Source organism: Micromonospora sp. CA-269861 (assembly GCF_050948505.1).
In the GTDB taxonomy this organism is placed as follows: Bacteria; Actinomycetota; Actinomycetes; order Mycobacteriales; family Micromonosporaceae; genus Micromonospora.
In genome coordinates this window covers 3872195-3898644 of sequence record NZ_CP192014.1, presented here as the reverse complement: position 1 = coordinate 3898644, position 26450 = coordinate 3872195, and the positions used below count along the sequence as shown (strand labels likewise).

22 protein-coding genes are annotated in these 26450 nt (G+C 72.3%); 17 read left to right on the top strand and 5 right to left on the bottom strand.

Features of this window, described 5'->3' with window-relative positions; genetic code table 11:
* The first annotated feature begins 140 nt into the window (after positions 1-140).
* Genes ACQP0U_RS18035 through ACQP0U_RS18020 form a run of 4 tightly spaced genes read left to right on the top strand, consistent with a single transcriptional unit; the run spans position 141 to position 3787 of the window.
* Positions 141-1118: a phosphatase PAP2 family protein gene (locus ACQP0U_RS18035; protein WP_433308507.1), complete on the top strand. Its 978-nt coding sequence runs from the start codon at positions 141-143 to the stop codon at positions 1116-1118.
* Positions 1119-1134: 16 nt separating this feature from the next.
* Positions 1135-1827 carry a response regulator gene (locus tag ACQP0U_RS18030; protein WP_433308505.1) on the top strand — a complete coding sequence of 231 codons (693 nt, stop codon included), beginning with the start codon at positions 1135-1137 and terminating at the stop codon, positions 1825-1827.
* Positions 1824-3284 (top strand): ATP-binding protein, encoded by a 1461-nt coding sequence (locus ACQP0U_RS18025; protein ID WP_433308504.1) that lies wholly within the window; start codon positions 1824-1826, stop codon positions 3282-3284. The genes ACQP0U_RS18030 and ACQP0U_RS18025 overlap by 4 nt, the downstream gene beginning before the upstream one ends.
* Positions 3281-3787 carry a hypothetical protein gene (locus ACQP0U_RS18020; RefSeq protein WP_433308502.1) on the top strand — a complete coding sequence of 169 codons (507 nt, stop codon included), beginning with the start codon at positions 3281-3283 and terminating at the stop codon, positions 3785-3787. Before ACQP0U_RS18025 ends, ACQP0U_RS18020 begins: the two co-directional genes overlap by 4 nt.
* Positions 3788-3806: 19 nt before the next feature.
* On the opposite strand, the gene ACQP0U_RS18015 is transcribed toward ACQP0U_RS18020, so the two are convergent.
* Genes ACQP0U_RS18015 through ACQP0U_RS18005 form a run of 3 tightly spaced genes read right to left on the bottom strand, consistent with a single transcriptional unit; the run spans position 3807 to position 7053 of the window.
* A complete protein-coding gene (locus ACQP0U_RS18015) occupies positions 3807-4829 on the bottom strand; it encodes a D-alanine--D-alanine ligase family protein (RefSeq protein ID WP_433308500.1) in 1023 nt (340 codons plus the stop codon).
* Complete coding sequence (gene alr, locus ACQP0U_RS18010) at positions 4826-5968, bottom strand: alanine racemase (protein ID WP_433308498.1); 1143 nt, start codon at positions 5966-5968, stop codon at positions 4826-4828. Before alr ends, ACQP0U_RS18015 begins: the two co-directional genes overlap by 4 nt.
* On the bottom strand, positions 5965-7053 hold the full coding sequence (locus ACQP0U_RS18005; protein ID WP_433308496.1) for an acyltransferase family protein: 1089 nt from the start codon (positions 7051-7053) through the stop codon (positions 5965-5967). Before ACQP0U_RS18005 ends, alr begins: the two co-directional genes overlap by 4 nt.
* A gap of 203 nt (positions 7054-7256) precedes the next feature.
* Here ACQP0U_RS18005 and ACQP0U_RS18000 point away from each other — a divergent pair, with 203 nt between their 5' ends.
* Positions 7257-8129 (top strand): LLM class F420-dependent oxidoreductase, encoded by an 873-nt coding sequence (locus ACQP0U_RS18000; RefSeq protein ID WP_433308494.1) that lies wholly within the window; start codon positions 7257-7259, stop codon positions 8127-8129.
* Between the two features lie 191 nt (positions 8130-8320).
* Positions 8321-10357, top strand: a complete 2037-nt coding sequence (locus ACQP0U_RS17995; protein WP_433320931.1) for a protein kinase domain-containing protein — start codon at positions 8321-8323, stop codon at positions 10355-10357.
* Between the two features lie 65 nt (positions 10358-10422).
* Here the strand turns inward: ACQP0U_RS17995 and ACQP0U_RS17990 are convergent, their stop codons facing one another.
* Positions 10423-12684 carry a catalase gene (locus ACQP0U_RS17990; protein ID WP_433308492.1) on the bottom strand — a complete coding sequence of 754 codons (2262 nt, stop codon included), beginning with the start codon at positions 12682-12684 and terminating at the stop codon, positions 10423-10425.
* A 185-nt stretch (positions 12685-12869) separates the two neighbouring features.
* Here ACQP0U_RS17990 and ACQP0U_RS17985 point away from each other — a divergent pair, with 185 nt between their 5' ends.
* The 11 genes from ACQP0U_RS17985 to ACQP0U_RS17935 all read left to right on the top strand — a co-directional run bounded on the left by ACQP0U_RS17985 (position 12870) and on the right by ACQP0U_RS17935 (position 24983).
* Positions 12870-13769 carry an alpha/beta hydrolase family protein gene (locus tag ACQP0U_RS17985; RefSeq protein WP_433308490.1) on the top strand — a complete coding sequence of 300 codons (900 nt, stop codon included), beginning with the start codon at positions 12870-12872 and terminating at the stop codon, positions 13767-13769.
* Positions 13770-13906: 137 nt separating this feature from the next.
* Positions 13907-14692 carry an ABC transporter ATP-binding protein gene (locus tag ACQP0U_RS17980; protein WP_433308488.1) on the top strand — a complete coding sequence of 262 codons (786 nt, stop codon included), beginning with the start codon at positions 13907-13909 and terminating at the stop codon, positions 14690-14692.
* An 11-nt stretch (positions 14693-14703) separates the two neighbouring features.
* Positions 14704-15411, top strand: a complete 708-nt coding sequence (locus tag ACQP0U_RS17975; protein ID WP_433320928.1) for an ABC transporter ATP-binding protein — start codon at positions 14704-14706, stop codon at positions 15409-15411.
* Positions 15412-15441: 30 nt separating this feature from the next.
* On the top strand, positions 15442-16320 hold the full coding sequence (locus ACQP0U_RS17970; RefSeq protein WP_433308486.1) for a branched-chain amino acid ABC transporter permease: 879 nt from the start codon (positions 15442-15444) through the stop codon (positions 16318-16320).
* A complete protein-coding gene (locus ACQP0U_RS17965; protein WP_433308484.1) occupies positions 16317-17429 on the top strand; it encodes a branched-chain amino acid ABC transporter permease in 1113 nt (370 codons plus the stop codon). The genes ACQP0U_RS17970 and ACQP0U_RS17965 overlap by 4 nt, the downstream gene beginning before the upstream one ends.
* A gap of 84 nt (positions 17430-17513) precedes the next feature.
* Positions 17514-18800 (top strand): ABC transporter substrate-binding protein, encoded by a 1287-nt coding sequence (locus tag ACQP0U_RS17960; protein ID WP_433308482.1) that lies wholly within the window; start codon positions 17514-17516, stop codon positions 18798-18800.
* Between the two features lie 145 nt (positions 18801-18945).
* On the top strand, positions 18946-19713 hold the full coding sequence (locus tag ACQP0U_RS17955; protein WP_433308480.1) for an SDR family oxidoreductase: 768 nt from the start codon (positions 18946-18948) through the stop codon (positions 19711-19713).
* 94 nt (positions 19714-19807) lie between these two features.
* Positions 19808-20419 carry a TetR/AcrR family transcriptional regulator gene (locus tag ACQP0U_RS17950; protein WP_433308478.1) on the top strand — a complete coding sequence of 204 codons (612 nt, stop codon included), beginning with the start codon at positions 19808-19810 and terminating at the stop codon, positions 20417-20419.
* 64 nt (positions 20420-20483) lie between these two features.
* Complete coding sequence (locus tag ACQP0U_RS17945; RefSeq protein ID WP_433308476.1) at positions 20484-23306, top strand: LuxR C-terminal-related transcriptional regulator; 2823 nt, start codon at positions 20484-20486, stop codon at positions 23304-23306.
* A gap of 46 nt (positions 23307-23352) precedes the next feature.
* Complete coding sequence (locus ACQP0U_RS17940) at positions 23353-24501, top strand: acyl-CoA dehydrogenase family protein (RefSeq protein WP_433308474.1); 1149 nt, start codon at positions 23353-23355, stop codon at positions 24499-24501.
* Between the two features lie 17 nt (positions 24502-24518).
* The gene (locus ACQP0U_RS17935; protein WP_433308472.1) at positions 24519-24983 is read left to right on the top strand and encodes a MaoC family dehydratase; all 465 of its coding nucleotides are present in this window, start codon (positions 24519-24521) and stop codon (positions 24981-24983) included.
* A 454-nt stretch (positions 24984-25437) separates the two neighbouring features.
* Here the strand turns inward: ACQP0U_RS17935 and ACQP0U_RS17930 are convergent, their stop codons facing one another.
* The gene (locus tag ACQP0U_RS17930; RefSeq protein WP_433308470.1) at positions 25438-26445 is read right to left on the bottom strand and encodes an acetylxylan esterase; all 1008 of its coding nucleotides are present in this window, start codon (positions 26443-26445) and stop codon (positions 25438-25440) included.
* Positions 26446-26450 lie beyond the last annotated feature (5 nt).

Below are 26450 nucleotides of genomic sequence, written 5' to 3'. Positions count from 1 at the left end.
CATGTAAGCATGTGAATCCCGCCGTGCCGTCCAGGCCCACCGCCGACGATGCGCTTTTCCGGAAGCGGTGGGGGTGGTTGTGACAGAACCAAGACAATTCGAGGACGGCGTACGGACCTGCCGGGGCGAGCATGGTCGCCATGTCCATCGGATCGTTGTACTCCGTCGGGCGGTCGACGCCCGGTCCGGCGCGACCGCTGCCCCACGCCCGGGCGGCGGTGCCGCTGGGGCTCCGGCTGCTCGCGGCGGCGCTGTGCGGCCTGTTCGCAGTGATCCTCACTGCGGCCGTCTTCGTGCGGACGTACCCCGGGCAGTGGTTGGACGGGGCGCTCCTGCCGCGCGCCGAACGGGGCGGAGGGTACGAGCAGCAGACCGTGCTGGTGGGCCCGGCCAAGACCGTGCTGGCCACCTTCGGCAGCCCGACGCTCATCGCGGCCCTGCTCGGCCTGGTGCTGCTGGTGGGTGTGCTGCGCCGACGGCTGGTGGCGGGGGTGGTCGGCGTGGGCATGGTCGTCTGCGCGGTGCTGGTGGCCGGCGCGGTGAAGTCGCAGTTGCCCCGCCCGGATCTGCAGATCGAGAGTTCCACCACCCACAACAGCTTCCCCAGCGGTCACGTCGCGGCGGCGACCGCCCTGCTGCTGGCGTTCATGCTGGTCCTGCCCGGGTGGGCCCGGCGCTGGCTGGCGGTGCCGGGCGCGGCGGGTGTCTCGGTGATCGCCTCCGCCACGATGATCGCGGGCTGGCACCGGTTCAGTGACGTGCTCGGTGGCGTACTGCTGGGGGTCACCCTGTTCTGCCTGGCCGCGGCCGCGTTGGCGGCCTGCCGGAACGACCGCGACGCGGCCGGTGGTTCGCACGGCGGCGGCCTCTGGCGCAGGCTGGCCGAGGCGGGGGTCGGGCTGGTCGTGCTGGTCTGGGCGCTGGTGGTGGTCGTGCCCGGTCTGGCCGCGTCGGTGCAGCGTGGGGTGCTGGCCGCCATCGTGGCCGCGGCCGCGTCGACGATGTTCCTGGTGGGCGCGGTGGTGTTCCTGGTGCGTTCGACGGATTTCGCGGTCCCGCTCTCCACGCGGAGCCCCGAGCAGCCGCAACCGTCGACCGAAACCCGAAACATCTCATGATGGGATACTTGACGACATGTCCCAGGTGCTGCTGATCGAAGACCACCAGACGGTGCGCGACGGACTGCAGTTGGCGCTCACCCGACAGGGCCACACGGTGCACGCCGTAGGCACCGGTGAGCAGGGGTTGGAGCGGCTGCGCACGACCCCGTCCGATGTCGTGGTCCTCGATCTCATGCTGCCCGGCATGGACGGGTTCGAGGTCTGCCGCCGGATTCGGCAGCTCGGTGACCTGCCGATCATCATGCTCACCGCCCGCAACGACGACATGGACGTGGTGGCGGGCCTGGAGGCCGGCGCCGACGACTACGTGGTCAAGCCCGTGCAGGCCCGCGTCCTCGAGGCCCGCATCCGCGCGGTGCTCCGCCGCACCGGCGGCGACTCGCGGCGCGGCGGCGACCGCGCCGGCCTGGAACAGCACGGCGCGTTGACCATCGACCGGGCCGCGCTGGTGGTCAGCAGGGACGGGACACCGGTCAGCCTCGCCCCGACGGAGCTGCGGCTGCTGCTCGAACTCTCGCACACGCCGGGTCAGGTGCTCAGCCGCCAGCAACTGCTCGAGGCCGTGTGGGAGCACGGATACCTCGGCGACTCGCGACTCGTGGACGCGTGCGTCCAGCGGGTACGCGCCAAGATCGAGGCCGACTCGTCGGCGCCGGTCTTCATCCAGACCGTGCGGGGTTTCGGATACCGGTTCGGGCCGCTGTGAGGTTCTGGCGCTCGGTCGCCGCCCAGGTCTCGGGCCTACGGGTCCGGCTGCTCCTGGCGTTCGCGCTGCTGGGGGTCACCACCACGGCCGTCGTGGCCAGCGGCAGCTACGTCCAGGCCCGGACAGTGATCCTCCAGCAGGCGCAGGACGCCGCGGTGATGTCGCTCACCGATCAGCTCACCAAGGTCTACCCGATAGCCCAGGTCCCGCCGACCCAGGACGACCTTGGGCTGTTGGCTCAGCGCCTCAGCGACCGGGAGAGCTTCGGGGTGGTGGTCTACCGGGACATGCGGGCACAGGGCGGCTCCACACTCGCCGACCCGCTCACCCCCGAGCTGCGGCAGGAGGTCCGTGACGGTCGCCTCGCCTGGCAGCGCGTCTCGCTGGGCGGACAACCCTGGCTGCTCATCGGTACCCAACTGAAGCTCGACCGCCCGGACGGCACGTCCCGACCGTCCGGGCTGGAGGTCTACTCGGTGCGCAGCCTCGTGCCCGAGCAGCAGAGCATCGACCGGCTCGCCACCAGGGCGTGGCTGACCGGCGGGTTGTCCCTGTTCCTCGCCGTCCTGCTGGCCCTGCTGTCCGCCCGCGGAGTGCTGCGACCGGTCCGCGACCTGGGCCGGGCGGCACGCCGCCTCGGCGAGGGCGACCTGACCACCCGGCTGACCGTCCGGGGCGTCGACGAGCTGGCCGACGTGGCGCGAACCTTCAACGACACAGCGGGCACGCTGGAGCGGCAGGTCGGTGAGCTGCGGCGGATGGAATCCGACGCCCGCCGCTTCGTGGCCGACGTCTCGCACGAACTCCGTACGCCGCTTGCCGCGATGACGGCGGTCGCCGACGTGCTCGACGAGGAGGCCGACCACCTGCCCGGGGACGCGGGCCGGGCCGCCCGGCTGGTCAGCCGGGAGACGCAGAACCTCACCCACCTGGTCAACGATCTCATCGAGATCAGCAGGTTCGACTCCGGCACGGCACGGCTCGCCCTCGACGACGTGGACGTGGCCGCTGCGGTGACCGCGACCCTGCGGATCCGCGGTTGGGCCGATCGGGTACGCGCGGACCTGCCGCCCGGTGTGGTGGCCCGGCTCGATCCCCGCCGGTTGGACGTCATCGTCGCCAACCTGGTCGGCAACGCCTTCCGGCACGGCGCCGAGCCGGTGTCCGTGCGCCTGAGCGCCGACCCGGACTGGGTCACCATCGAGGTGGCCGACCAGGGGCCGGGGCTGGACCCGGAGGTGTTGCCGCACGTCTTCGACCGCTTCTACAAGGCCGACACCGCGCGGACCCGCTCTGAGGGCAGCGGCCTCGGCCTCGCCATCTCCTGGGAGAACGCGCGGCTGCACCGCCACGGCGAGCGGCGGGGGGTCCTCGTCGCCGGCAACGGCCCGGGTGGCGGCGCGGTCTTCACGCTCCGGCTGCCCCGCGAGACGACCGACGCCGCAGGTGCCCGGTGACCGGCCGGCGCACCGGTCACGCGCTGCTCGCCGGCGGACTGCTGCTCGGCACGCTGCTGGCAGCGGGTTGTGGGGTACGGCCGAGCGCCGTGATCACCGGTCGTCCCGCGGTCAGCGGCCCAGGGCAGGGCGTCGCGCTCTACCTGGTCGGGCAGGGTGAACTCGTGCTGGTCCTGCGGTCGGCGACGGCGGAACCCGCACCCGCCAACGTCCTCGCCCTGCTCGCGGCCGGCCCGGAGGAGACCGAACGCCGCCAGGGCCTCACCAGCGAGGTGCCGGCCGGGCTCGACCCGGTCACTGTGACGTCCGCAGCCGATCAATCCGGTGGCCTCACCGTGCGGACGACCACCGCGGCGCGGGCGTTGTCGGTGAACGCGGTCAACCAGATCGTCTGCACGGTCGCCGACGCCGCGGCGCAGACCGGCTTCACCAACAGCTCCGCCCCGGTCACCATCGTCGGGCCGGACGGCGCCCGGCCGCCTCAACGGTGCCCGATCAGCTGACCGGGCACCGGCCACCGCCTCAGACCAGGTCGACCGCCCGGGCCTGCCGGGGCAACCCGCTGTGGTGGCCGTGATCCTGGTCGGCCAGCGCGCCGGCGATCAGGATGTCGATCAGGGCGGCGAACCCGATGCCGGCCTTCTGCCAGATCTGCGGGAACTGTGACGCGGCGGTGAAACCGGGGAACGTGTTGACCTCGTTCACGATGGGCTCGGGCGACCCCTCGGCGGGCAGGAAGAAGTCGACCCGCAGCAGCCCGCGGCAGTCGAGGGCCTGGAAGGCGCGGATCGCGCGGTCCTGGAGCACCTCGGTGGTCGCCGCGTCGAGCGGGGCGGGAATCTGGAAGATCGCCCCGCCGTCGTACTTCGCGTCGTAGTCGAAGAAGCCGGCGCCGGTCACCCGGATCTCCAGCGGCGGGCCGGCCTGCACCCGGCCGTCCGGGTGCTGCAGGACTGCCACGTCGATCTCGCGCCCCCGCGCCCCCTGCTCGACGAGCACCTTCGGGTCGACCTGGCGAGCCTGCTCCAGCGCGGCGGGAACCCCCGCCCAGTCGGCCACCTTGAGAACGCCCAGGCTCGACCCGGCCCGGGCCGGCTTCACGAAGACCGGCAGCTCCAGCCGACGCTGGTCGTCGGGCGACAGGTCCTCGCCGGGGCGCAGGGTCACCCCCGGGCTGACCCGTAGGCCCTCCGCCGCGAGGAGCCGCTTGGTGACCCCCTTGTCCATGCCGGCCGCGCTGGCGAAGACGCCGTTGCCGACGTACGGCACGCCGAGCCACTCCAGCAGCGACGAGACGGTGCCGTCCTCGCCGTACGGGCCGTGCAGGGCCGGGAACACCACGTCCTGGGCGCGCAGCACGCGCAGCGCCGCAGGAAGGGGCGTCGGCCGGCCGCCGACATGCCATCCGCCGTCGCGGTCGATGAGCACCTCGGTGACCTGGTACCGCTCACGGTCCAGGTGGGCCAAGATGCTCGCCGCCGAGCGGCAGGACACCTCGTGCTCGCCGCTCTGCCCGCCGTACAGCACTGCCAGTCGGATCGTCATGAAACCCGTGCCCTTCCGTGGAGGTGGTCGCGGGCCACCCGGGCCCCGATGCCGGTCAAGATCTCGTGTGGGTTGGTGTCGGCCCAACGGGCCCACTCGACGACCGTCGGAGGGCGCTGGTCACCCTCGGCCGGGCCGAACACCACGACCGGGTCGCCGACCGTCACGGGAAGATCCCCGACGTCGACAACGCACTGGTCCATGGCGATGCGTCCGACGATCGGGCACCGCCGGCCGGCGAGCCACACCGAGGCGCGGCCACCCGCGGCCCGGGGCAGCCCGTCGGCGTAGCCGAGCGGCAGCAGCGCCAGCGTGGTCGGTGCGCCGGTCACGTGCTCGGGCCCGTAGGAGACTCCCGTGCCGGCCGGCACCCGCTTGACGTTGACCACGCTGGTGCGCAGGGTCATCGCGGCGTGCAGCCCGAACTCGCCAGGACCGCTCGCGCCGAACGGGTCCACGCCGTAGAGGGCGATCCCGATCCGGCACAGGTCGTAGCGGGTCCGTGGTGCGGACAGCGCGGCCGCCGAGTTGGCGAGGTGGACGAGATCGGGGTCCAGACCGGCCGACCGTGCGATCCGCAGAGACTCCTCGAAGATCGCCACCTGCCGGGTGAGCGCGGGGGCACCCGGCAGGTCCGCGTCGGCGAGGTGGGACCACACCCCGCGCACCCGGATCCCGCCCTCTCGTTCGTACTTGCGGGCCCAACCGACCAACTCGGGCCAGTCGTCCCCGGCGGCCCCGTTGCGGGACAACCCGGTGTCCGCCTTGAGCTGCACCATCGCCGGTACGCCGAGCAGACGGGCCGCGTCGGCGACCGCGTGCAGGTGCGTCGTCGTGGACACGCCGACGTCGACGCCACCCTTGATCAACATACCGAAGTCGTCGTTCGGGCCGTGCAGCCAGCTCAACGTGGGCGCGGTCACACCCGCGTCGCGCAGGGCCATCGCCTCGGCCGTCGAGGTCACCCCCAACCAGGCGGCACCGGCGCGCAGCGCGGCTCGGGCCACCTGGACCGCACCGTGGCCGAACCCGTCGGCCTTCACCACGGCCATCAGCCCGGTGCCGGTGACCGACGCGATCGTCCGCACGTTGCTGGCGATCGCTTCCAGGTCGACCAGGGCTTCGGCGAGCGTGCTCATCCGGCCGCCTCCACCCGACGCGGGCCGGGGAGCGCGAACAGCCAGCCGGCGTGAACCGCCTGCAGCCCGCGGTGGACGGCCAGGCTCAGGCCGATCACCAGGCAGGTCAGCAGAATCGGATAACCGAGCACGATCACGACCTGAGCGGACCGACCCAACCCGGAAACCGGTACGAGCAACAGCCGGTGCAGCAGGGCCAGGACCGGCATGTGAACGACGTAGATCGGCAGGGTGATGCGGCCGAGCCTAGCCAGCGGTTTGCTGAGCGCCGACCATCGGACCAGCCGCGCAGCGGCGGTTATGCCGAAGATCACTGCCAGCACGGAGACCGCCGGCCACACCCCGAACCACTGCTGGGCGCCGGTCACCGCCATCGCGGCGAGCGCCAGGCCGTACGCGCCCGAGGTCAGCAACAGCCGGCGGCGGCTGGCGGTGGCAGCCCACTGCTGGATCTGCGGCCGCAGGTACAGACCGGCGAGGAAGAAGACCAGGTTCTGGTAGAGCCCGGCGCGGTTTCCCGGGGTGTCGAGCAGGCCGGCGGCGGCGACGGCGGACAGCGCGGCGGCGGGGACCAGGACCAGCGCCCGCGGCACCCGACGGGTCGCCTTGGCGATCGTGAAGTACACCGCCAGGGCGTACAGGTACCAGAGGTTGGACGGCGTGATGGTGAGCTGCTCCAGCAGGCCGAGAGCCGAGGTGGCACGGTCGGTCGGCAGTCCCGGGGCGGCGGCGAGGGCCACGGTGTGGATCAGCAGCCAGACGGCGTACAGGTAGAGGAACCCGGCGATCCGGCTGCGCGCGACCACCCGCCACGGCCGCTGTGCGGCGTTCGCCGCGAAGACGCCCGAGAGAACGAAGAACAGTGGCATCCGCAGCGGAAGGAACTGCTCACCGAGCGTTCCCCAGAAGCCCGGCACCGGCACACCGACGTGCCAGTCGATCTGGAGGTAGTCCTTCACGACGACGTGCCACAGGACGACGAGGATGATGCAGACGCCCTTCGCGGCATCGGCCCACTCGGCCCGCTGTGGTCGTCCCACGGCGGGGGTGTTCCCGGCCCGGTGACGGAATCGGACGCGCGTCACGTCGGACTCCACGTCGGCGGGCCTGGACTCGGTGCGGGACAGCTGTTGGATCACCCGTCAGAAGCTGCCAGCCGCATATCCGCACGTGATCCACGAATTGTCATGGTCCGGTAATGGACGCCGTCGGACCCGATCCGTCGGCAGTTCCGAGCCGCCTCCGGCGGACGCCGGACGGCACTAGGCTCGCTGTGGAGGTGCCGAACATGAAGCTCGGGCTGCACTACTGGAACTACTCGACCCCGGCCGACCCGGCCGCGATCGCACCGACGCTGGCGCAGACGGCGACCACCGCCGAGCAGGCCGGCGTCGCGTCGTTCACGGTGATGGACCACTTCTTCCAGATGGACGCGGTGTTCGCGGCCGAGGAGCCGATGCTGGAGGCGTACACCACGCTGGGCTACGTCGCGGCGGCGACTCAGCGGATGACGCTGGGTGTGCTGGTCACCGGTGTGATGTACAGGTATCCGGGGTTGCTCGCCAAGACCGTGACGACCCTCGACGTGCTCTCCGGCGGCCGGGCCCGCCTCGGCATCGGCGCCTCCTGGTACGAGCGGGAGCAGCTCGGGCTGGGTGTGCCGGTCGTCCCGGTGGCTGAGCGGTTCGAGCGGTTGGAGGAGACGCTGCGCATCTGCCGGCAGATGTGGAGTGCCGACGACGGCCCGTTCAACGGCAAGCACTACCAGCTCGCCGAGACCATCAACTCGCCGCAGCCGTTGAGCCGCCCCCACCCGCCCATCATGATCGGTGGCGGGGGCGAGAAGAAGACACTGCTGCTGGTGGCCCGGTATGCCGACGCCTGCAACCTGTTCGGCCGCGGCGGCATCGACGACGTCGCGCGCAAGCTGGATGTGCTGCGCGGGCACTGCGCCGCCGAGGGCCGTGACTACGACACCATCGAGAAGACGGTGGTCGCCTCCCAGGCCCCGCTGGACGACACCGACGCGTTCCTCGCCGAGGTGTCCGAGTACGCGGCGCTCGGTGTGAGCGAGGTGCAGGTGACGCCGGATCGGCACCCGGTGGAGTTCGCCCAGCGGCTCGGCGACGAGGTGCTGCCCCGATTGGCCGACATCGGCTGATTCCACCCGACGGGTGCGGGCGGCACTGTGAACAACTGGCCAATTCCAGGTGGATCAATGGTGCGCCCGCACCGCGTCGGGCTCCACAAACGACGGCTCCGGCGAGGATGAGCCGGATCACAAACGGTGATTCGCCTCGACTGCCGGAAATTGTTCGGCGGCGTGCCAGGTAGCCTCTCCGGGTGCCGCAGATGTTACCGCTTCTTGTTACCGATCGGTACGACGTTGTCCAGCTCATCGGCCAGGGCGGAATGGGTCGAGTGTGGAAAGCCCGCGACCGAATGCTGCAACGGGACGTCGCCATCAAGGAAATCGTTCCACCGCCCGGTCTGACCAATGAGGCGCGACAGGAATTGCGGGTCCGGTCACTTCGAGAGGCCCGGGCTATCGCGCAACTCGACCACGTCAACGTCGTCCGGGTCTTCGATGTGCTGTTGAGTGCCGACGGTGACCCGCAGATCGTCATGGAGTACGTGCCGTCCCGGTCGCTGCACGACACCATCACCACCGACGGCCCCATACCGCCGGTGCGGGCGGCCGAGATCGGGCTGGCCGTGCTCGGCGCGCTGCGCGCCGCCCACCGCGCCGGGATCATGCATCGCGACGTCAAACCGGCCAACATCCTCGTCGGCGTTGACGGCCGGATCGTGCTCACCGACTTCGGTCTGGCCACCGCCGTCGAGGACGTCAACCTCACCCTCAGCGGTGTGGTGCTCGGCTCACCCGCGTACGTCTCTCCCGAGCGGGCCATGCGGGGCACGGTCGGTCCGGAGGGGGATTTCTGGTCGCTCGGCGCGACCCTGTACGCCGCCGTCGAGGGTCAGTCGCCGTACGCGCGACCGTCGAGCCTGATGAGTCTCACCGCGCTGGTCACCGAACCACCACCCCCGGCGCGACACGCCGGACCGCTCGAGCCGGTGCTGGCCGGTCTGCTGCGCAAGGACCCGGCCGAGCGGATGGACGCTGACACGGCCGAGCAGTTGCTCCGAGCGACGCTGGACGGTACACCGAGGCCGCCCATCGCGGTGACGTGGCGTCCGGCGCCCACCGCGCCTGCGGCAGCGGCGATCATGTCCCATCCGGTCGGCGCGCGCGACGTACCCCGGTCGCCGATCGCAGCGGCGGCGAACGGTGCCGGTCCGGGACCGGCCCGCCGACGGCGGACCTGGCTCCTCGGTGGCCTCGCGGTCCTGGTCGCGCTCGGCCTGGCGGTCGGGGTTCCGCTGGCCACCCGCCGTGCCTCGGGGCCGACCCGCGGCGCGGCCGAGCTGGTGGACGCCGCCGTGCCGGGTGCGCCGTCGACGCCCGGTGCCGCACCGACGACCGCGACGCTCCGGCCGATCTCCTGGACGGTCTACCGGGACAGCAGCGGCTTCTCGGTGCCGGCGCCACGCGACTGGCAGATCGTCCGACGCGGCCAGCAGGTCGAATTCCACGAGCGGGACGGCGAACGGATGCTCGTCGTCAGCCAGACGGACTCGCCGCGCAGTGACCCGCTGGCCGAACTGGGCGGATCGGCAGTGAGCGAGCGGTACCGCGACTACCGCCGGGTCGAGCTGCTCGCCGTCAACTACCAGCTCAAGGCCGCTGACCTGGAGTGGGTCTACAGCAGTGACGCGGGTACGGCGATGCACGCCCGTCAGCGCACGTTCACGACCGGGAAGCGTCAGGGCTACAGCATCGTGTGGCTGACGCCCGAGTCCGCCTGGGCGGGGGCCGACGCGTTCCGGGAGATCACCACTGGCTTCCGGCCGGCGTCGCCCACGGGCGGGGCCACCCCGTCCGCCACGCCGGACCGTCCCGTGTCACCGACGCCGAGCGCGCCCCCGACGCGGTCGGGCACCCAGCTCATCGGGGTGGCGAGCAACAGGTGCCTGGACGTCAGCGCGCCGGACTCACCCGACCCGGTCCGGCTTCGGATCTGGGACTGCCGGGACGACCGCGCCTCGCACCAACTCTGGTCGATGCGGTCGGACGGGAGCGTCCAGTTGGGTGGGCGCTGCCTGGACGTGCTCGTCGCGTCCAGCGACGCCGGGGCGGCGATCCAGCTCACCACCTGCAACACGACCCCGGCTCAGCAGTTCACCCTGAACGAGGCCCGGCAACTCGTCAACGCGCACAGCGGGATGTGCCTGGGTACGGTCGGCCAGAGCACCGCGAACGGCGCGCTGATCGAGCAACGTAGCTGTAGCGCCGGCACGAACCATCTGCAGTGGACCCGGCGATAGCGCCATGACCCCGGCGAGGGCCGTCCTCCCGCTGCGGCGGAGGACGGCCCTCGTCACTGGCTGGGTCAGGCGACCGAGGCGGGGAACCGTTCCCACACCCGGTGCGCGGCCATCAACTGCTGCACCGCCGTCAGGGCCTCGGCCCCCGAGCCCGCCACCACGACGCCCGGGGTGCCGGCGACGCCGGCCTGCTCCAGCACGCTGACACCGGCGCCCCAGGCGCCGATCGCCTTGGCGTGCCGCCAGCACTCCTCGACGAGCAGCCGCACGCGGGGATCCACGGCTGCCGCGCCGGGCCTGCCCGCCTTGTCGTCGCGGGCGGGCAGAGCGTCCGGTGCGGGTGCCGGTGCCCCGGCCAGCAGGACCGCGTCGAACTCGACCGACCGGCCGGTGGCGAAGGTGCGCTGCACCGGCAGGTCGCCCACCAGGCCTCCGTGCGGGGCGATCAGCAGCGGCACCATGCCGGCCTCGAACACGGCCCGGCGGACCTCGTCGACGCCGTCCAGGTCGCCGTCCGGGTCGACGACGATCCCGATGGTGCGACCGTCGCTCGGCCACTCCCGACCGACCTGCGACAGCGCCGGGCTGGGCGTGACGTCGGCGAGCGGCACGGTCGGCTGCGGCGCGGGCAGGCCCAGGCCGTTGGCGACCTGCTCGCACAGCACCGGGTCGATGTTGGCGAGGCTCTGCAGCTGCCGTTCCTTGATCGCCTGGTGGTAGCACTTGCCCAGCTCGAAGGTGTACGCCCGGATGATGTGCTCCTTCTCGACCGGCGACATGCTCAGCCAGAACAGGCGGACCTGGCTGTAGTGGTCGTCGAACGACGCCGGGTTGGCGCGTACCTTCGGTGCCTGCGCGACGGTGACCGGCACGTCGACGACGGCGTGTTCGGCGTCCCCGGCGGGGAACGGGTTGCCGCCGTCGAGCGAGTTCGGTCGGTACGGCGCGACGCCCGCGTGTACGGCGTGCTGGTGGAAGCCGTCACGCAGCATGTCGTTGACGGCGGTGTGCGGGCGGTTGATCGGGATCTGCGAGAAGTTGGGCCCGCCCAGGCGGGTGAGCTGGGTGTCGACGTACGAGAAGAGCCGGCCCTGCAGCAGCGGGTCGTTCGTGACGTCGATGCCCGGGGGCAGGTGACCGAGGTGGAAGGCGACCTGTTCGGTCTCGGCGAAGAAGTTCGTCGGCGTCCGGTTGAGCACCAACTTCCCGATCGGCTGCACCTCGGCCAGCTCCTCCGGCACCATCTTCGTCGGGTCCAGCAGGTCGATCCCGTCGAAGGTCTCCTCGGGAGTGTCCGGGAAGACCTGGATACCCAGCTCCCACTCCGGGTACGCGCCGGCCTCGATGGCGTCGTAGAGGTCGCGGCGGTGGAAGTCCGGGTCCATGCCGCTGAGCAGTTGAGCCTCCTCCCAGGTCAGCGAGTGCACGCCCAGCTTCGGCTTCCAGTGGAACTTGGCCAGCACCGTCTCGCCCGCCTCGTTGACGAGGCGGAAGGTGTGCACGCCGAAGCCCTCCATCGTCCGGTACGAACGCGGAATGCCCCGGTCGGACATGTTCCAGATGGTGTGGTGCTGCGCCTCGGTGTGCAGCGACACGAAGTCCCAGAAGGTGTCGTGGGCGCTCTGCGCCTGCGGGATCTCCCGGTCGGGGTGCGGCTTGCCGGCGTGGATGATGTCCGGAAACTTGATCGCGTCCTGGATGAAGAAGACCGGCATGTTGTTGCCGACCAGGTCGAAGGTGCCCTCGTCGGTGTAGAACTTCGTGGCGAAGCCACGGGTGTCGCGGACCGTGTCGGCCGAACCCCGCGAACCGAGCACGGTGGAGAACCGGACGAAGACCTCGGTCTCACGCCCCTTCTTGAGGAGGCCGGCTCTGGTGACCGCCTCGGCGGCGCCGTACGCGGTGAACACGCCGTGTGCGCCGGCGCCCCGGGCGTGCACGACGCGCTCAGGGATGCGTTCGTGGTCGAAGTGCGTGATCTTCTCGCGGAGGTGGTGGTCCTGCAGGAGCACCGGGCCGCGCGGCCCGGCCTTGAGCGAGTGGTCGGTGTCGCGCAGTCGCGCCCCGTTCGCGGTCGTGAGGTAGGCCCCCTGCTGACCGTTCGCGGTCGTCGGCGCACCGGTCTCCGCGCCGGTCGGCGTACGTGTCTGCGGTGCGCCCTGTTCCGGCTTCGGCGGCAGCGGGTCGTGCGGCGTCGTCGGCTCCTCGACGGTCGGTGGCGCGCTTCCCGGCGCACCGGGGACGTCCGGGGTGAGGGCGTCGGCGATCTTTTCTGAGGCGGTCTTCACAACGTTCTTGACCGCCTCGGCGGGCTTGCTGGAATCCACTGAATGAACCTCTCCATGGCGCGTGGGCGGGCCGGCGCCTGGCCTGCTACCCCTGGTCAGAGGGTCGAAACACGACTCATCCCGGCATCCTGCGTCGGGACTGGTGATTTCGCCGATGCCGGGATCGGGGGCCGCAGCCAAAACTGACACACGTCGATATCCCTCGACTCTAGGGAGTGCCCGACGTGTCCTCACCAACCACCACCCGCCCCCGTTCCGTCGCAGCCCGCGCCACCCGGCTCGCGCTGGCCGCCGTCCTGGCCGCCGGCGGCGTCCTGGCCGGATCGTCCGGCGCCGCCCAGGCCGCTGGCCCGTACGAGCGGGGCCCGGACCCGACCACCGCGATCCTGGAGGCCAGCCGCGGCCCGTTCTCGACGTCCTCGCAGAGCGTGTCCTCGCTGAGCGTCACCGGTTTCGGCGGCGGCGTCATCTACTACCCGACCAGCACCAGCGAGGGCACCTTCGGCGCCATCGCCATCTCGCCCGGTTACACCGCCGCCTGGTCCAGCATCAGCTGGCTCGGACCGCGCATCGCCTCGCACGGCTTCGTGGTGATCGGCATCGAGACCAACACCCGCCTGGACCAGCCGGACAGCCGGGGCCGGCAGCTGCTCGCCGCGCTGGACTACCTCACCCAGCGCAGCTCGGTGCGCACCCGGATCGACAGCAGTCGACTCGCCGTGGCCGGCCACTCCATGGGTGGCGGGGGCAGCCTGGAGGCGGCCTCGTCGCGGCCGTCGTTGCAGGCCGCGGTGCCGCTCGCGCCGTGGAACACGGACAAGAGCTGGTCCGAACTGCGGGTGCCCACGTTGATCATCGGGGGTGAGAGCGACACCGTCGCGCCTGTCGCATCGCACTCCGTGCCCTTCTACAACAGCATCCCGGCCTCCGCCGAGAAGGCGTACCTGGAGCTGAACGGGGCGAGCCACTTCTTCCCGCAGACCACCAACACGCCGACCGCGCGGCAGATGGTGGCCTGGTTGAAGCGGTTCGTCGACGACGACACCCGCTACGAGCAGTTCCTCTGCCCCGGCCCGAGCGGTTCGCAGATCGAGGAGTACCGCAACACCTGCCCCAGCGCCTGACGGCGGTCACCGGGGCGGTCGCCGCTGGCGGCCGCCCCGTCCTCGTGTGCACAGGGGCATTGAAGGTCTTGACGCCAAACCCGAGAAACGTACACTGCGAGTGTAAATAAACACCCGCCAAGACAGAGGGATGGGTGATGGAGCGCGGCCTCGAACTGCACCACATCGGCGTCCGTTTCGGCGGCCTCACCGCCCTCGACGACGTGTCCCTGCGGGTGCCACCCAACCAGGTGGTGGGCGTCATCGGGCCCAACGGCGCCGGTAAGACCACGTTGTTCAACGTGATCTGTGGCTTCGTCACACCGGAGACGGGTTCACTCACCCTCGACGGCCGGCCGCTGCGGCCACGACCGCACCGGCTGACCCGGCTCGGCATCGCCCGGACGCTGCAGGGCACCGGGCTCTTCGCCGGGCTCAGCGTGCTGGAGAACGTGATGACCGGCGCCTCGCACACCGCCCGTGCCGGCTTCGTCCCGGCGCTGCTAGGCCTGCCGGCCAGCGACCGCGACGAGCGCCGGCTGCGCGGCGACGCCCTGGCCCTCCTCGACGAGCTGGGCATCGCCGAGCACGCCGGGGCCGCGCCGACCACACTGCCCTTCGCCGTACGCCAGCGGGTCGCCCTGGCCCGCGCGCTCGCCGCCCGACCCCGGCTGCTCCTGCTCGACGAGCCGGCCGGCGGCCTCGGCGCCGACGACATCGCCGAGCTGGCGGAGCTGGTCCGGCAACTGCCCCGGCGGGACACCGACCCCTGCGCCGTGCTCCTGGTCGAGCACCACATGGACCTGGTGATGGCCGTCTGCGACGAACTCGTGGTGCTCGACTTCGGCCGGGTCATCGCCGCCGGCACCCCGGACGAGATCCGTGACGACCCCGCGGTCACCGACGCGTACCTCGGCGCCGCCGTCGAGGAGGTCAACCCGTGAGCGGGACCGACATGCTCGTCGTGCGGGGGCTGGTCGCCGGTTACGGCGCCGCGCCCGTGCTGCGGGCCATCGACCTCACCGTCCCGGCCGGCACGATCGCCGCGGTCGTCGGCGCGAACGGCGCCGGGAAGACCACCCTCCTGCGCGCGCTCTCCGGCATGATCCGTCCGGCCGCCGGCCAGGTGCTCCTGGCCGGGGAGGACCTTCGCGGTACGCCGGTGGAGCAGCTCGTCCGGCGCGGCATGGCGCACGTCCCGGAGGGCCGAGGCGTGATCAGCGAGCTGACCGTCGACGAGAACCTGCGGCTGGGCGGGCTGTGGCGGCGCGACCGGGCCGACGCGGGGCGTGCCCTCGACGAGGTCTACCAGCTCTTCGAGCCCCTAGCGCGACGCCGCCGGCACCTCGGTCACCAGCTCTCCGGCGGCGAGCGGCAGATGCTCGCGCTCGGTCGGGCCCTGGTCGGTCGCCCCCGTCTGCTGCTGCTGGACGAGCCGTCCCTCGGCCTGGCGCCACGGGTGGTCGCCCGGACCATGGCCCTGCTCCGCCAACTGCGCGACCGCACCGGCCTGACCGTCCTGCTGGTCGAGCAGAACGTGCGCAGCGCGCTCGCCGTCGCCGACCAGGGCGTCGTGATGTCCCTCGGTCGGGTGGTGATCGCCGCCCCGGCGGCGCAGCTACGCGACGACGTCGACCTGCGCCACGCGTACCTCGGTTTCTGACCACCACCTCGTCCCCCGGAGGGAGGACTGTTGGACCGCTTCGTCTTCCTCACCGTCGACGGCCTGTCCCGGGGCGCGGTGTACGCCGCGTTCGCGCTGGCCCTGGTGCTCATCTGGCGGGCGGCGCGGGTCGTCAACTTCGCCCAGGGGGCGATGGCCGTCGCCGCCGCGTACGTCGCCTACACCGTCAGCACCGCTACCGGCTCCTACTGGCTCGGCTTCCTGGTCGCGATCGTCGGCGGCCTGCTGCTCGGCGCGCTGGTGGACCGGGTGGTGATGCGGCACGTCGATCACGCCTCGCCGCTCAACCCGGTGATCGTCGCGCTCGGGCTGGTACTGCTGATCCAGGCCGTGCTGGGGATGGTGTACGGCAGTGAGTTCCGCCCCGCCGAGGCCCCCTTCAGCCGGTCCGCCCTCACCGTGGGCGGGGTTGCCGTGCTGTCCCCGTACGACCTGTTCGTCTTCGCCACGATCGGGGTGGTGGTCAGTGGGCTGGCCTGGATGTTCGCGCGTACCCCGGTGGGGTTGCGGATGCGCGCGGCGGCCTTCGCGCCGGAGGTCTCCCGGCTGCTCGGGGTCAACGTCGGCGGCATGCTGACCCTCGGCTGGGCGCTCGCCTCCGGGGTGGGCGCGCTGGCCGCCATGCTGGTCCTGCCGACCGAGCTGGGCCTGCACCCGCACGCGATGGACCTGGTGTTCGTCTCGGCGTTCACCGCGGCGGTGGTCGGCGGGCTGGACAGTCCACCGGGGGCGGTGGTCGGCGGCCTGGTGGTGGGGCTGCTGCTCTCCTACGTGAGCGGCTACGCCGGCAGTGACCTCACCCCGCTCGCGGTGCTGGTCCTGCTGCTGGCGGTGCTGCTGGTCCGACCCGGTGGGCTGTTCGCCCCGGTCGCGGCGAGGCGGGTGTGAGCGCCACGAGGGCGGCAGTGCCGCCGAAACACCAGCTCGACGCCCCGGGCGGCCGACCGGCCGACCGGCGACAGGGCTCCACCCTGCTGCGCCACCTCGCGGTGGTGCTGGCCGCCGGGTTGCTGCTGGTGGCGGTCAGCTACTCCGTCGAGCCGTTCCGCAACTTCCAGCTCGCCACCGTGGCCGCCTACCTCTGTGCGACCGCAGGGCTGACCGTCCTCACCGGGCTCAACGGTCAACTGTCGCTCGGGCACGGCGCGCTGATGGCCACCGGGGCGTACACCGTGGCGCTGTGCCAGAACGCGTTCGCCGACCGGGGGATGACCGGCGGCTGGCTGTTGCCGCTCTCGCTGGCTGCGGCGATCGTCAGCACTGTCGCGGTCGGCGCGGTGGTCGGTGTGGCGGCGGCCCGGCTGCGCGGCCCCTACCTGGCCGGGGTCACCCTCGCGGTGGCCGTGGTGGTGCCGGCGTTGGCCGTCACCTTCGACGGCGTGTTCAACGGCGAGCAGGGGCTGTCGGTGCCGGTGGAGCCGCCGCCGCTGTCGCTCGGCCCATACTTCCCGTACGAGCGGTGGCAGCTCTGGGTCACCGGCGCGGCGACCCTGCTGGCCCTGCTGCTGTTGGCGAACCTGGTCCGCAGCCGCTACGGGCGTACCTTCCGGGCGGTCCGCGACGACGAGGTGGCCGCCCGCCTGGCGGGCATCCACGTGGCCCGCACCCAGGTCCTCGCGTTCGTGGTCAGCGCCGCCACCGCCGGGCTCGGCGGGGCGCTGCTGGCGGTGCTCGCGCAGAGCGTGTCCCCCGGGGCGTTCTCGCTGACCCTGTCGCTGTTCCTGCTGATGGCCGTGGTGATCGGTGGCCTGGGTCGACTGACCGGCGCGCTGTGGGGGGCCGTCCTGCTGGTCGCCCTGCCCGACCTCACCCACTCGCTGACCGAGATGCTCACGCTCTCGCCAGCGGTGGCGCAGCGGCTGGAGGGCAACCTTCCTCTGGCGATCTTCGGACTCACCCTGATCGTCGTCATGATCGCCGCCCCCGGCGGTGTGCAGGGTCTGCTGTCGCGTCTCGGCCGGGCTTTGCGGGCCAGGCGGCCGACCCGGCGTTCCTGAGCTGTCCTCGGTCCGGCCTCGGCCGGGCGCCCCACCACCACACCGTTCCCCAGAAAACCGGACCGAGAAAGGTCGGTGTTTCCCATGCACCGTAAAGCGCATCGCGGCCTCGCGATCGCCAGCACCATTGCCCTACTCATCACCGCGGCCGGCTGTAGCGGCGACGACGGTCCCGGCTCCGGCGGGGCGTCGGTGCCGGGCGTCACCGACACCGAGATCACCGTCGGTACCCACATGCCGCTGACCGGGCCGGCCTCGGCCGGCTACTCGAAGATCGCCCCGGCGACGAAGGCGTACTTCGACTACGTCAACGCCAACGGCGGAGTGCACGGCCGGAAGATCACCTACAAGATCATGGACGACGGCTACAACCCGGCGAACACCCAGCAGGTGGTCCGTCAGCTCGTCCTGCAGGACAAGGTCTTCGCCATCCTCAACGGCCTGGGCACTCCGACGCACACCGGCGTGCTCGACTTCCTCAAGAGCAACCGGGTGCCGGATCTGTTCGTCGCCTCCGGCAGTCGCAGCTGGGACCAACCGGACAAGTATCCGGGCACGTTCGGGTTCAACCCGGACTACACGGTCGAGGGCAAGATCCTCGCCAACTACGCGAAGCGGGACCTGGCCGGGCAGAAGGTCTGCTTCCTCGGTCAGGACGACGACTTCGGCCGGGACAGCCTGGCCGGCGTGGAGAAGGTGCTCGGCGCCTCGGCCGTGGCGGTCAAGCAGACGTACGTCACCAGCAACACCAACGTGGCGCCGCAGATCGGCGCGTTCAAGGCGGCCGGCTGCCAGGTCGTCGTGCTCGCCACCGTGCCCGGCTTCACCGCGCTCTCCATCGGCACCGCGGCACGGCTGGGCTTCAAGCCGCAGTGGCTGGTCTCCAACGTCGGCGCCGACCACCCGACCCTGGCCAAGCAGCTCGGCGCTGCCGCGCCCCTGCTGGAGGGCGTGGTCGGCACCAACTACCTGCCGATGCAGAACGACACCGCGAACCCGTGGATCCAGCTCTTCATGAAGGTCAACAAGGAGCACAACGGGGACGCGCCTTTCGACGGCAACACCGTCTACGGCATGTCGGTCGGCTACCTCTTCGTCCAGACGCTCCTCGCCGCCGGCAAGGACCTCACCCGGGAGAAGGTCATCGACGCCGTGCAGAAGGGCGGCTTCCAGGGCCCCGGGCTGGTGCCGCTGCGCTTCTCGGCGAAGGACCACTCCGGGTACGGCGGCCAGCGGTTGAGCCGGGTCACCGGGGGAGTGCAGAGCTACTTCGGGCCGGCGTACGAGACGGACGAGGCGGACGGGGCTGTCAACGAGTACACCGCCACTCCGGCCGCGCCGCCGGCGAACGGGGTGCCGACCGTCTCCTGAGGCCCCGTACCCCCGACGTCCGACCGGGCGTGGCCCCGCGTGGCCGCGCCCGGTCGGACGGCTGCGCGCGTGCTGCTGGCGCGGCCTGCCGGCCGATCGTCCGAGGCGTTGACCGATACCGATCGACGCTCCTACTATCTGCACCGTGAATGCATATTCGGGCCGGCTCGCGGGCCGGGTCGCCATCGTCACCGGTGCCAGCCGGGGGATCGGTCTGGCCGTCGCCCAGCGCCTGGTCGCCGAGGGCGCACGGGTGGGTCTGACCGCCCGCCGCCCCGAGGGGCTGGCCGAGGCGGTCGCCAGCCTGGGCGGTCCGGCACACGCCCTGGCGGTGCCGGGTCGGGCCGACGATGCCGGGCACCGGGCCGCCGCGGTGCGCCAGGTGAGCGCGGCGTTCGGGCCGGTGGACCTGCTGGTGAACAACACGGGCATCAACCCCGTACACGGCCCGCTGGCCGAGCTGGACCTGGCCGCCGCCCGCAAGATCCTCGACGTGAACGTGGTCGCCGCGCTCGGCTGGGTGCAGGAGGTCTGCGCCGCCGGCATGGCCGAGCGCGGCGGCTGCGTCGTCAACGTCTCGTCGATCGCCGGGCTCGGCCCGTCACCCGGCATCGCCTTCTACGGGGTCAGCAAGGCCGCGCTCAACCACCTCACCGCCGGCCTCGCCGTGGAGCTGGGGCCGACGGTCCGGGTCAACGCGGTCGCCCCCGGCGTGGTGAAGACCCGCTTCGCCGCCGCCCTCTACGAGGGGCGAGAGGGCGAGGTTGCCGAGCGGTACCCGCTCGGGCGCCTCGGTCTGCCGTCGGACGTGGCAGGCGCGGTCGCCTTCCTCGCCTCCGACGACGCCACCTGGATCACCGGGCAGACCATCGTCTGCGACGGCGGCGTCTCGCTGACCGGCCGGGCCGGATGACGACGTCGGCCGAGCGTCCGGGACCGCTGATCAACGCCTGTCTAGACTCGGCGGTGCGTCGGGGGACGCCATGGCGGTGAAGGGGCGGGGGCGGATGGACGGGGTCGATGTGGCGGGCCGGGTCGACGGGCGCACCGCCCGCGCCGAGCGGACCCGCGCGGCCATCGTCGAGGCGCACCTCGCGCTGATCTCCGAGGGCGACCTCCGCCCGACCGGGGAGCGCATCGCCGAACGGGCCGGCATCTCGCTGCGCACCCTGTGGACCAACTTCAAGGACATGGAGACGCTCTTCGAGGCGAGCGGCGCGGAGGTGCTGCGCCAGCAGGACGCCGCCCACCGGCCGATCTCGCCCGGGCTGCCGTTGGCGAAGCGGGTCGACGCGTACTGCCGGCAGCGGGCTCGGCTGCTCCAGCTCATCGCACCGTCGGCGCGGGCCGCCCAGATGCGCGAGCCGGTCTCCGAGCAGCTGCACCGCAACCGTCTCAAGCACATCGAACGGGTCCGCGACGAGGTCGAGGAGCTCTTCGCCGTCGAGCTGGCCGAGGCCGGGCAAGGTCGGGAGCAGTTGCTCAACGCCCTGGTGGCGGCGAGCACGTGGCAGGCCTGGTCGATGCTGCGCTACGGGCTCGGTCTGGGCGTGGACCAGGCCCGCGCGGTGATGTCCCGGACCGTGGGCGCCCTGCTGGCCGAGGTCGCGCCCGACTGATTGCGGCCCGGCCCGATATCGCCCCCTCTTTCCATTCGGTTTCCGATGGGTAACACTGGCAGGCATGGTTACTGCATCAAGAGTGCAACTAACCGTGCTGCGTGGCCGGGACGACGAGTGCCGGGCTGTCCGGAGCCTTCTCGACGGAATGACCAGCGCCGGCGGTGCTCTGCTGTTGCGTGGAGAGCCCGGATCGGGCCGGACCGAGCTGATCGGCTACGCCCATCGGCACGCCGAGGGCTGCACCGTGCTCGCCGGCAGCGGGCTCGCCGAGGAGGCCGCGCTGCCGTACGCCGGCCTGCAACGTCTGGTCGACCCGGTGCTCGACCGGGTCGCCACCCTGCCCACCGAGCAGCGCCAGTTGCTGCGGCGCGCGCTGGCCGGCGAGGGTTGCCCTTCCGACCGGCAACTGACGCTGTCGATGGCGGTGCTCGGGCTGCTCGCCGCCGCCGCCCGGGACCGGCCGATGCTCGCCACCATGGACGACATCGACCGAGGTGACCCGCAGACCGCGCAGGTGCTGGCGTTCGTGGCCCGCCGACTGCGGCACCTGCCGCTCGCCGTCCTGCTCACCGCGGACGTCACCGCCAACCTGGACGGGATACCGGCACACCGTCTGCGCGCGCTGACCGAGCACGAGAGCACAGGCGTCCTCACCGACCGGCTCCGTCGGCTGACCGAACGCGAGGCTGTCGACCGGCTCCCCGAGCGGCCCGCCGCATCGGCCCTGGCCGCGGTGGCCACCATCGGCGGCGGCAACCCGCAGGCCCTGGTGGACCTCGCCGAGGTGCTCAGCGCGGGGCAGTGGCGGGGGGAGGAGTCGTTGCCCGCCGCGCCGCCGGCGGACGGAGCGCTGGCTCGCGCGTACCGCGCCCGACTGGACCGGCTGCCACCGGAGACCCGACGGGTGCTGCTGCTCGCCGCGCTCGACGAGGACGGCGAGCCGGGCACCCTGATCCGGGCCGCGGCGGCCGCCGGCGCCGAGGTCGAGGCGCTCGCCCCGGCGGAGGTCGCCGGGCTGGTCCGCGTCGAGCAACGGGGTGTCACCTTTCCGCAGCCGCTGGTGCGCACGATGATCGCGGCCAGCGCGCCGCTCGCGGAGCGCCGTGCGGCGCATCGACTGCTCGCCGAGGTGCTGGTCACGGACGGGCAGCGGCTCCGCCGGGCGATGCACCTCGCCGCCGCGACGGCCGGTGCCGATCCGGCCCTCGCCGCCGAACTGGAACAGGCGGCGGTCGGCGGTTCCGACGGCTGGTCCGCCGCCTCGGTGGCCCTGCGGTGGGCCGCCGAGTTGAGCGATCATCCGAAGCTGGCCGCCGCCCGTCTGCTGACCGCCGCCCGGTACGCCTGGGCCGGGGGACAACCCGACGCGGCCCGGCTGCTACTCGACCGGCTGCGCGCGGTCTGCGCCGACCCGGTCGTTCGCGGGGCCGCCGACCTGCTCCGCGGTGAGCTGGAGCTGCGCTGTGGTACGGCGTCGAATGCGTCGGTCATGCTGCTGGCGTCCGCCGCGACGGTGTCCAGCACTCACCGCGCCCTGGCGCTGTCCGGGTTGGTCCGGGCCGGCGAGGCCGTCTGCTTCGCCGGTGACCAGTACCGGTACGCCGAGGTCGGCCGCCGGGCGCTGGCGTTGCGGCGGGCGAACGACCCGCCGGCCCTGGAACTCATGGGCTGTCTGATCTCCGGGGTGGCGGCGACCCTGCGGGGCGACCACGAGCGAGCCGGCCCCGCGCTGCGCCGCGCCGTGGTGCTGGGGGGCCGGCTGACCGGTTCGGCGTTGACCCCCACCGCGCTCAGCTGCGCCGCGACGGCCGGACTGCTGGTGGCTGTGGACGGCGCGGCCCACCGGCTCGCCGAGCGCGCCGTCGAGCTGGCCCGGGAACGGGGCGAGCTGTCCATGCTGCCGCGCGCGTTGGAGTTGCGGGCGGTCGCCGAGTACTGGCTGGGTCGACACGAGGCGGCGGCAGAAACCTCCCGCGACGGGCTGCGCGTCGCCCGTGCCACCGGCCAGGTCAACTACGCCAATGTCCATCTGGGCATGCTCGCCGTCCTCGCCGCGATCCGGGCCGACCGGGACACCAGCCTGCGGCGGATCCGCGAGATCGGCGAGTCACCGACGCCGGGCAGCCGTCCGCACGCGCTCGCCGCGTGGGCCCTCGCGGTGCTCGACCTGGTCGACGGCCGGCACGCCGAGGCCGCGGACCGGTTGGCGTCGCTGGCCCGGCTCGGCACCGGTCGAGGTCAGGTCCTCGTACAGGTGATGGCAACCCCGTACCTGGTGGAGGCGGCGGCGCACCTGGCGCACCGGCCGGCGGCGACGGCCGCGCTCGCCGCGTTCGACAGGTGGGCCAGCAGCACCGCGAGCCCGCTGCGCCGGGCCCTGTCCGCGCGGTGCCACGCGCTGCTCGCCCCCCGGGGCGGCGCCGAGGCGGAACGGGACTTCCGGGCGGCGCTGCGCCTGCACCCCACGGAGGCCGGCACGTTCGAGCGGGCCCGCACCGAACTGCTCTTCGGCCAGGAGTTGCGCCGCAGTCGACGCCCTCGCGACGCACGGGCGCACCTGCACCAGGCCCGCGAGATGTTCAGCCTGCTCGGGGTGGAGTGCTGGGCCGAGCAGGCCACCACGGAGCTGCGGGCGGCCGGGGAGTCGATAGGTCCGCCCGACCTGCCCGCGGCACGGTTGCTGACCGGCCAGCAACTGCGGATCGCCGAGCTGGTCGCCGAGGGCGCCACCAACCGGGAGATCGCCGCCCGGATGTTCCTCTCCACCCGTACGGTCGACCACCACCTGCGCAACGTGTTCCACCGGCTGGGCATCCGTTCGCGTACCGAGCTGGCCCGCGCGTTCACCGCCGAACGGCACGTCGGTCTGGCCTCCGACAGGTGACCGTCCGGTCTGGACGCGTTAAACTATCACCGCTAGTTTGAGCGTCATGGACCTCACCCTCTCCGCCGAGCAGGCGGCGGTCCGCCAGTTGGCCGCCGAGTTCGCCGACCGCGAGCTGCTGCCGCACGCGGCCGCCTGGGATCGCCGCGAATCGGTCGACCCCGCCATCGTCGGCATGCTCGGTGACCTGGGCTTCCTGGGGCTGACCATCGCCGAGGCCGACGGCGGTTCCGGCGGCGACCACCTCGCGTACTGCCTGGTGCTGGAAGAGCTTGGCCGGGGCGACTCCGCGGTGCGCGGCATCGTCTCGGTCTCCCTCGGCCTGGTCGCGAAGTCGATCGCCGCGCACGGGACAGCCGAGCAGCGGGCCGAGTGGCTGCCGCAGCTCTGTGCCGGCAGCGCGCTCGGCTGCTTCGCGTTGACCGAGCCGGACAGCGGCTCGGACGCGGCGGCACTGCGTACCCGCGCGGTCCGCGACGGCACCGACTGGCTGCTCACCGGCACGAAGACGTTCATCACCAACGGCACCACCGCCGATGTCGCGCTGGTCTTCGCCCGCACCGGAGGCCCCGGGCACCGGGGAATCAGCGCGTTCCTGGTGCCCACCGACAGCCCGGGGCTGACCCGACGGGAGATCCACGGCAAGCTCGGCCTGCGCGGTCAGGCCACCGGCGAGCTGGGCTTCGACGAGGTGCGTGTGCCCGACACGGCCCGCCTCGGTGCCGAGGGCGGCGGATTCCGGCTGGCCCTGGCCACCCTCGCCAAGGGTCGGATGTCGGTGGCGGCCGGGTGTGTCGGCATCGCCCAGGGCTGCCTCGACGCGGCTGTCGGTTACGCCGGGCAGCGCACCCAGTTCGGCAAGGCGATCGCTGGGCACCAACTCGTCCAACAACTGCTCGCCGCCATCGCGGTGGACACCGCCGCCGCCCGGCTGCTGGTGTGGCAGGTGGCCGACCTGATCGACCGCGACCAGCCGTTCGCCACCGAGGCGTCGATGGCCAAGCTCTTCGCCAGTGAGGCCGCGGTCCGCGCGGCCAACAATGCGGTCCAGGTGTTCGGTGGGTACGGCTACATCGACGAGTACCCGGTCGGCAAGTACCTGCGGGACGCCCGGGTCGCCACGCTCTACGAGGGCACCAGTCAGATCCAGCAACTTCTCATCGGACGCGCGCTCACCGGCGTCAACGCCTTCTAGCTGCAGGGAGACCCGGCATGAGAGTGTTCACCTCATTCGAGGAGTTGGCCGCCGCGACCGGTGAGAGCCTCGGACCCGGTCCGTGGCAGCGCATCGAGCAGAGCCGCGTCGACCTCTTCGCCGACGCCACCGACGACCACCAGTGGATCCATCTCGACCCGGTTCGCGCCGCGGCGGGGCCGTTCGGCGGGACGATCGCACACGGGTATCTCACCCTGTCGCTGCTGCCGGCGTTGGCCGGCGGGCTCTACCGGGTCGAGGGGGTGGCGATGGGGGTCAACTACGGGCTGAACCGGGTGCGTTTCCCCGCGCCGCTCCGGGTCGGCGCCGCCGTACGCGCCACCGCCACCATCGCCGACGTGTCGCCGGTGAGCGGCGGCGTGCAGTTGGTCGTGACGGTCACCGTGGAGAGCGACAGCGGCGGCAAGCCCGTCTGTGTGGCCGAGACCGTGAGCCGGCTCTACCACGCCGTGGAGCAGTGACCAACCAACTCGCCGAGGGCTGGCCGCGCTGCCGCGCCACTCGATAAGCGTTGCGAGACAAGTTCCGGAACTTGCGGTGCCCTGCTGCTCGATGGATCTATCCGACGATGCGGCAGGGCACGCTGCTGTGTGCCAATAAACCGCCGTCTGGGCAGCCACATCCTGCGCCGCTACCCGGCCCGGCCCGCTTCTCGAAATTCTTCCGGAAATTCTTGCTCGTCGATCAATGGCGCTGACATACTCCACATCCACCAAGGTCGATTACCACAGTTGTCGCCGCCCCGTTCGGTTCGGTCTGCGGGATCAGCGGGGCAGCGGGGCGGTCCGGGTCCGAGAGCCCGCGGGAGCGGCGACGCGCACATCGGAGCCGGCCCCGCGGTGGTGGACGCCCGCCGAGGGTCGGCGTTGGCGGGCGTCCACCGTCCCGCGCCGCGCCCGGTCCGGCCGGCGTCGGTCAGCGTTCACCTCCGCGCTCCGGGTGCAGCACCGTGCCCAGCCAGCGCAGCTGACGTCGGACGTGGACGGCCTCGCCGCCCTCGTGGCCGTTGAACGGGTAGACGTGCATCTCCCGCTCGGGTGGGACCGGCCTCCCGTTCGCGGCACCGTAGTGGTTGTAGGCGGCGAAGGCGGTTCGCGGTGGGCAGACGGTGTCGCGCCGGCCGACCCCGAAATGCGCCGGTGCCGTCGCGCGGCGGGCGAAGCTCACCCCGTCGACATAGGGCAGGGTGCGCCACACCGCCTCCTCGGCTTCCCGGTGCACGGCCAGGTACCGGGCGATCTCCCCGTACGGCGCGAGGTCGGTGAGTGCGACGGCCCGGCGCATGTCGCAGAGGAACGGGGCGGTGGTCAGCACCGCGCTGAGATCGTCGACGAGACCGGCCACCGCCAGGGCGATGCCGCCACCCTGGCTGTTACCGACGACGGTGACCCGGTCACCCGCGACCCCCGGCAGCGCGCGGACCGCCTCGACCGCCCGCACCGCGTCGGTGATCAGACGGCGGTAGTGGTAGGTCCGCGGATCGAGAATCCCCCAGGTGACCGGCGAAGGCCCGCCGGGCGCGCCGTGCGGGTCGGCGGTGTCCCCGGCGCCGTACTGCCCCGCCTGACCCCGGTTGTCCATCAGCAGGTGCGCGTACCCGGCCACCGGCCAGGTGAGCCGTTCGTGGGGCAGGCCGCGGCCGCGGCCGTAGCCGGCGTACTCGACCACCGCCGGCAGCGGCTCTCGAACGCCGGCCGGCCGGGTGTACCAGGCGCGTACCGGGTCCCCGCCGAAGCCGGCGAACGTGACATCCCAGGAGTCGAGCAGCCGCAGGTCGGTGGGCTCGGGATGGACGTCGACGAGCACCGGCACGTCGGCCGCCTCGGCGAGCGTGTCCCGCCAGAACTGGTCGAAGTCGTCGGGCTCGGCGATCTCGGGCGCGTACCGCTGGAGCTCGTCGAAGGTGAGGGCGGAGTGGGGCACGGGTC

Bases quoted from the DNA above. Each gene is read 5' to 3' on its own strand.
- ACQP0U_RS18035 (WP_433308507.1), top strand. From the start codon at position 141: ATGTCCATCGGATCGTTGTACTCCGTCGGGCGGTCGACGCCCGGTCCG.
- ACQP0U_RS18030 (WP_433308505.1), top strand. From the start codon at position 1,135: ATGTCCCAGGTGCTGCTGATCGAAGACCACCAGACGGTGCGCGACGGA.
- ACQP0U_RS18015 (WP_433308500.1), bottom strand. From the start codon at position 4,829: ATGACGATCCGACTGGCAGTGCTGTACGGCGGGCAGAGCGGCGAGCAC.
- alr (WP_433308498.1), bottom strand. From the start codon at position 5,968: ATGAGCACGCTCGCCGAAGCCCTGGTCGACCTGGAAGCGATCGCCAGC.
- ACQP0U_RS18000 (WP_433308494.1), top strand. From the start codon at position 7,257: ATGAAGCTCGGGCTGCACTACTGGAACTACTCGACCCCGGCCGACCCG.
- ACQP0U_RS17995 (WP_433320931.1), top strand. From the start codon at position 8,321: ATGTTACCGCTTCTTGTTACCGATCGGTACGACGTTGTCCAGCTCATC.
- ACQP0U_RS17980 (WP_433308488.1), top strand. From the start codon at position 13,907: ATGGAGCGCGGCCTCGAACTGCACCACATCGGCGTCCGTTTCGGCGGC.
- ACQP0U_RS17975 (WP_433320928.1), top strand. From the start codon at position 14,704: ATGCTCGTCGTGCGGGGGCTGGTCGCCGGTTACGGCGCCGCGCCCGTG.
- ACQP0U_RS17960 (WP_433308482.1), top strand. From the start codon at position 17,514: ATGCACCGTAAAGCGCATCGCGGCCTCGCGATCGCCAGCACCATTGCC.
- ACQP0U_RS17950 (WP_433308478.1), top strand. From the start codon at position 19,808: ATGGACGGGGTCGATGTGGCGGGCCGGGTCGACGGGCGCACCGCCCGC.
- ACQP0U_RS17945 (WP_433308476.1), top strand. From the start codon at position 20,484: ATGGTTACTGCATCAAGAGTGCAACTAACCGTGCTGCGTGGCCGGGAC.
- ACQP0U_RS17940 (WP_433308474.1), top strand. From the start codon at position 23,353: ATGGACCTCACCCTCTCCGCCGAGCAGGCGGCGGTCCGCCAGTTGGCC.
- ACQP0U_RS17935 (WP_433308472.1), top strand. From the start codon at position 24,519: ATGAGAGTGTTCACCTCATTCGAGGAGTTGGCCGCCGCGACCGGTGAG.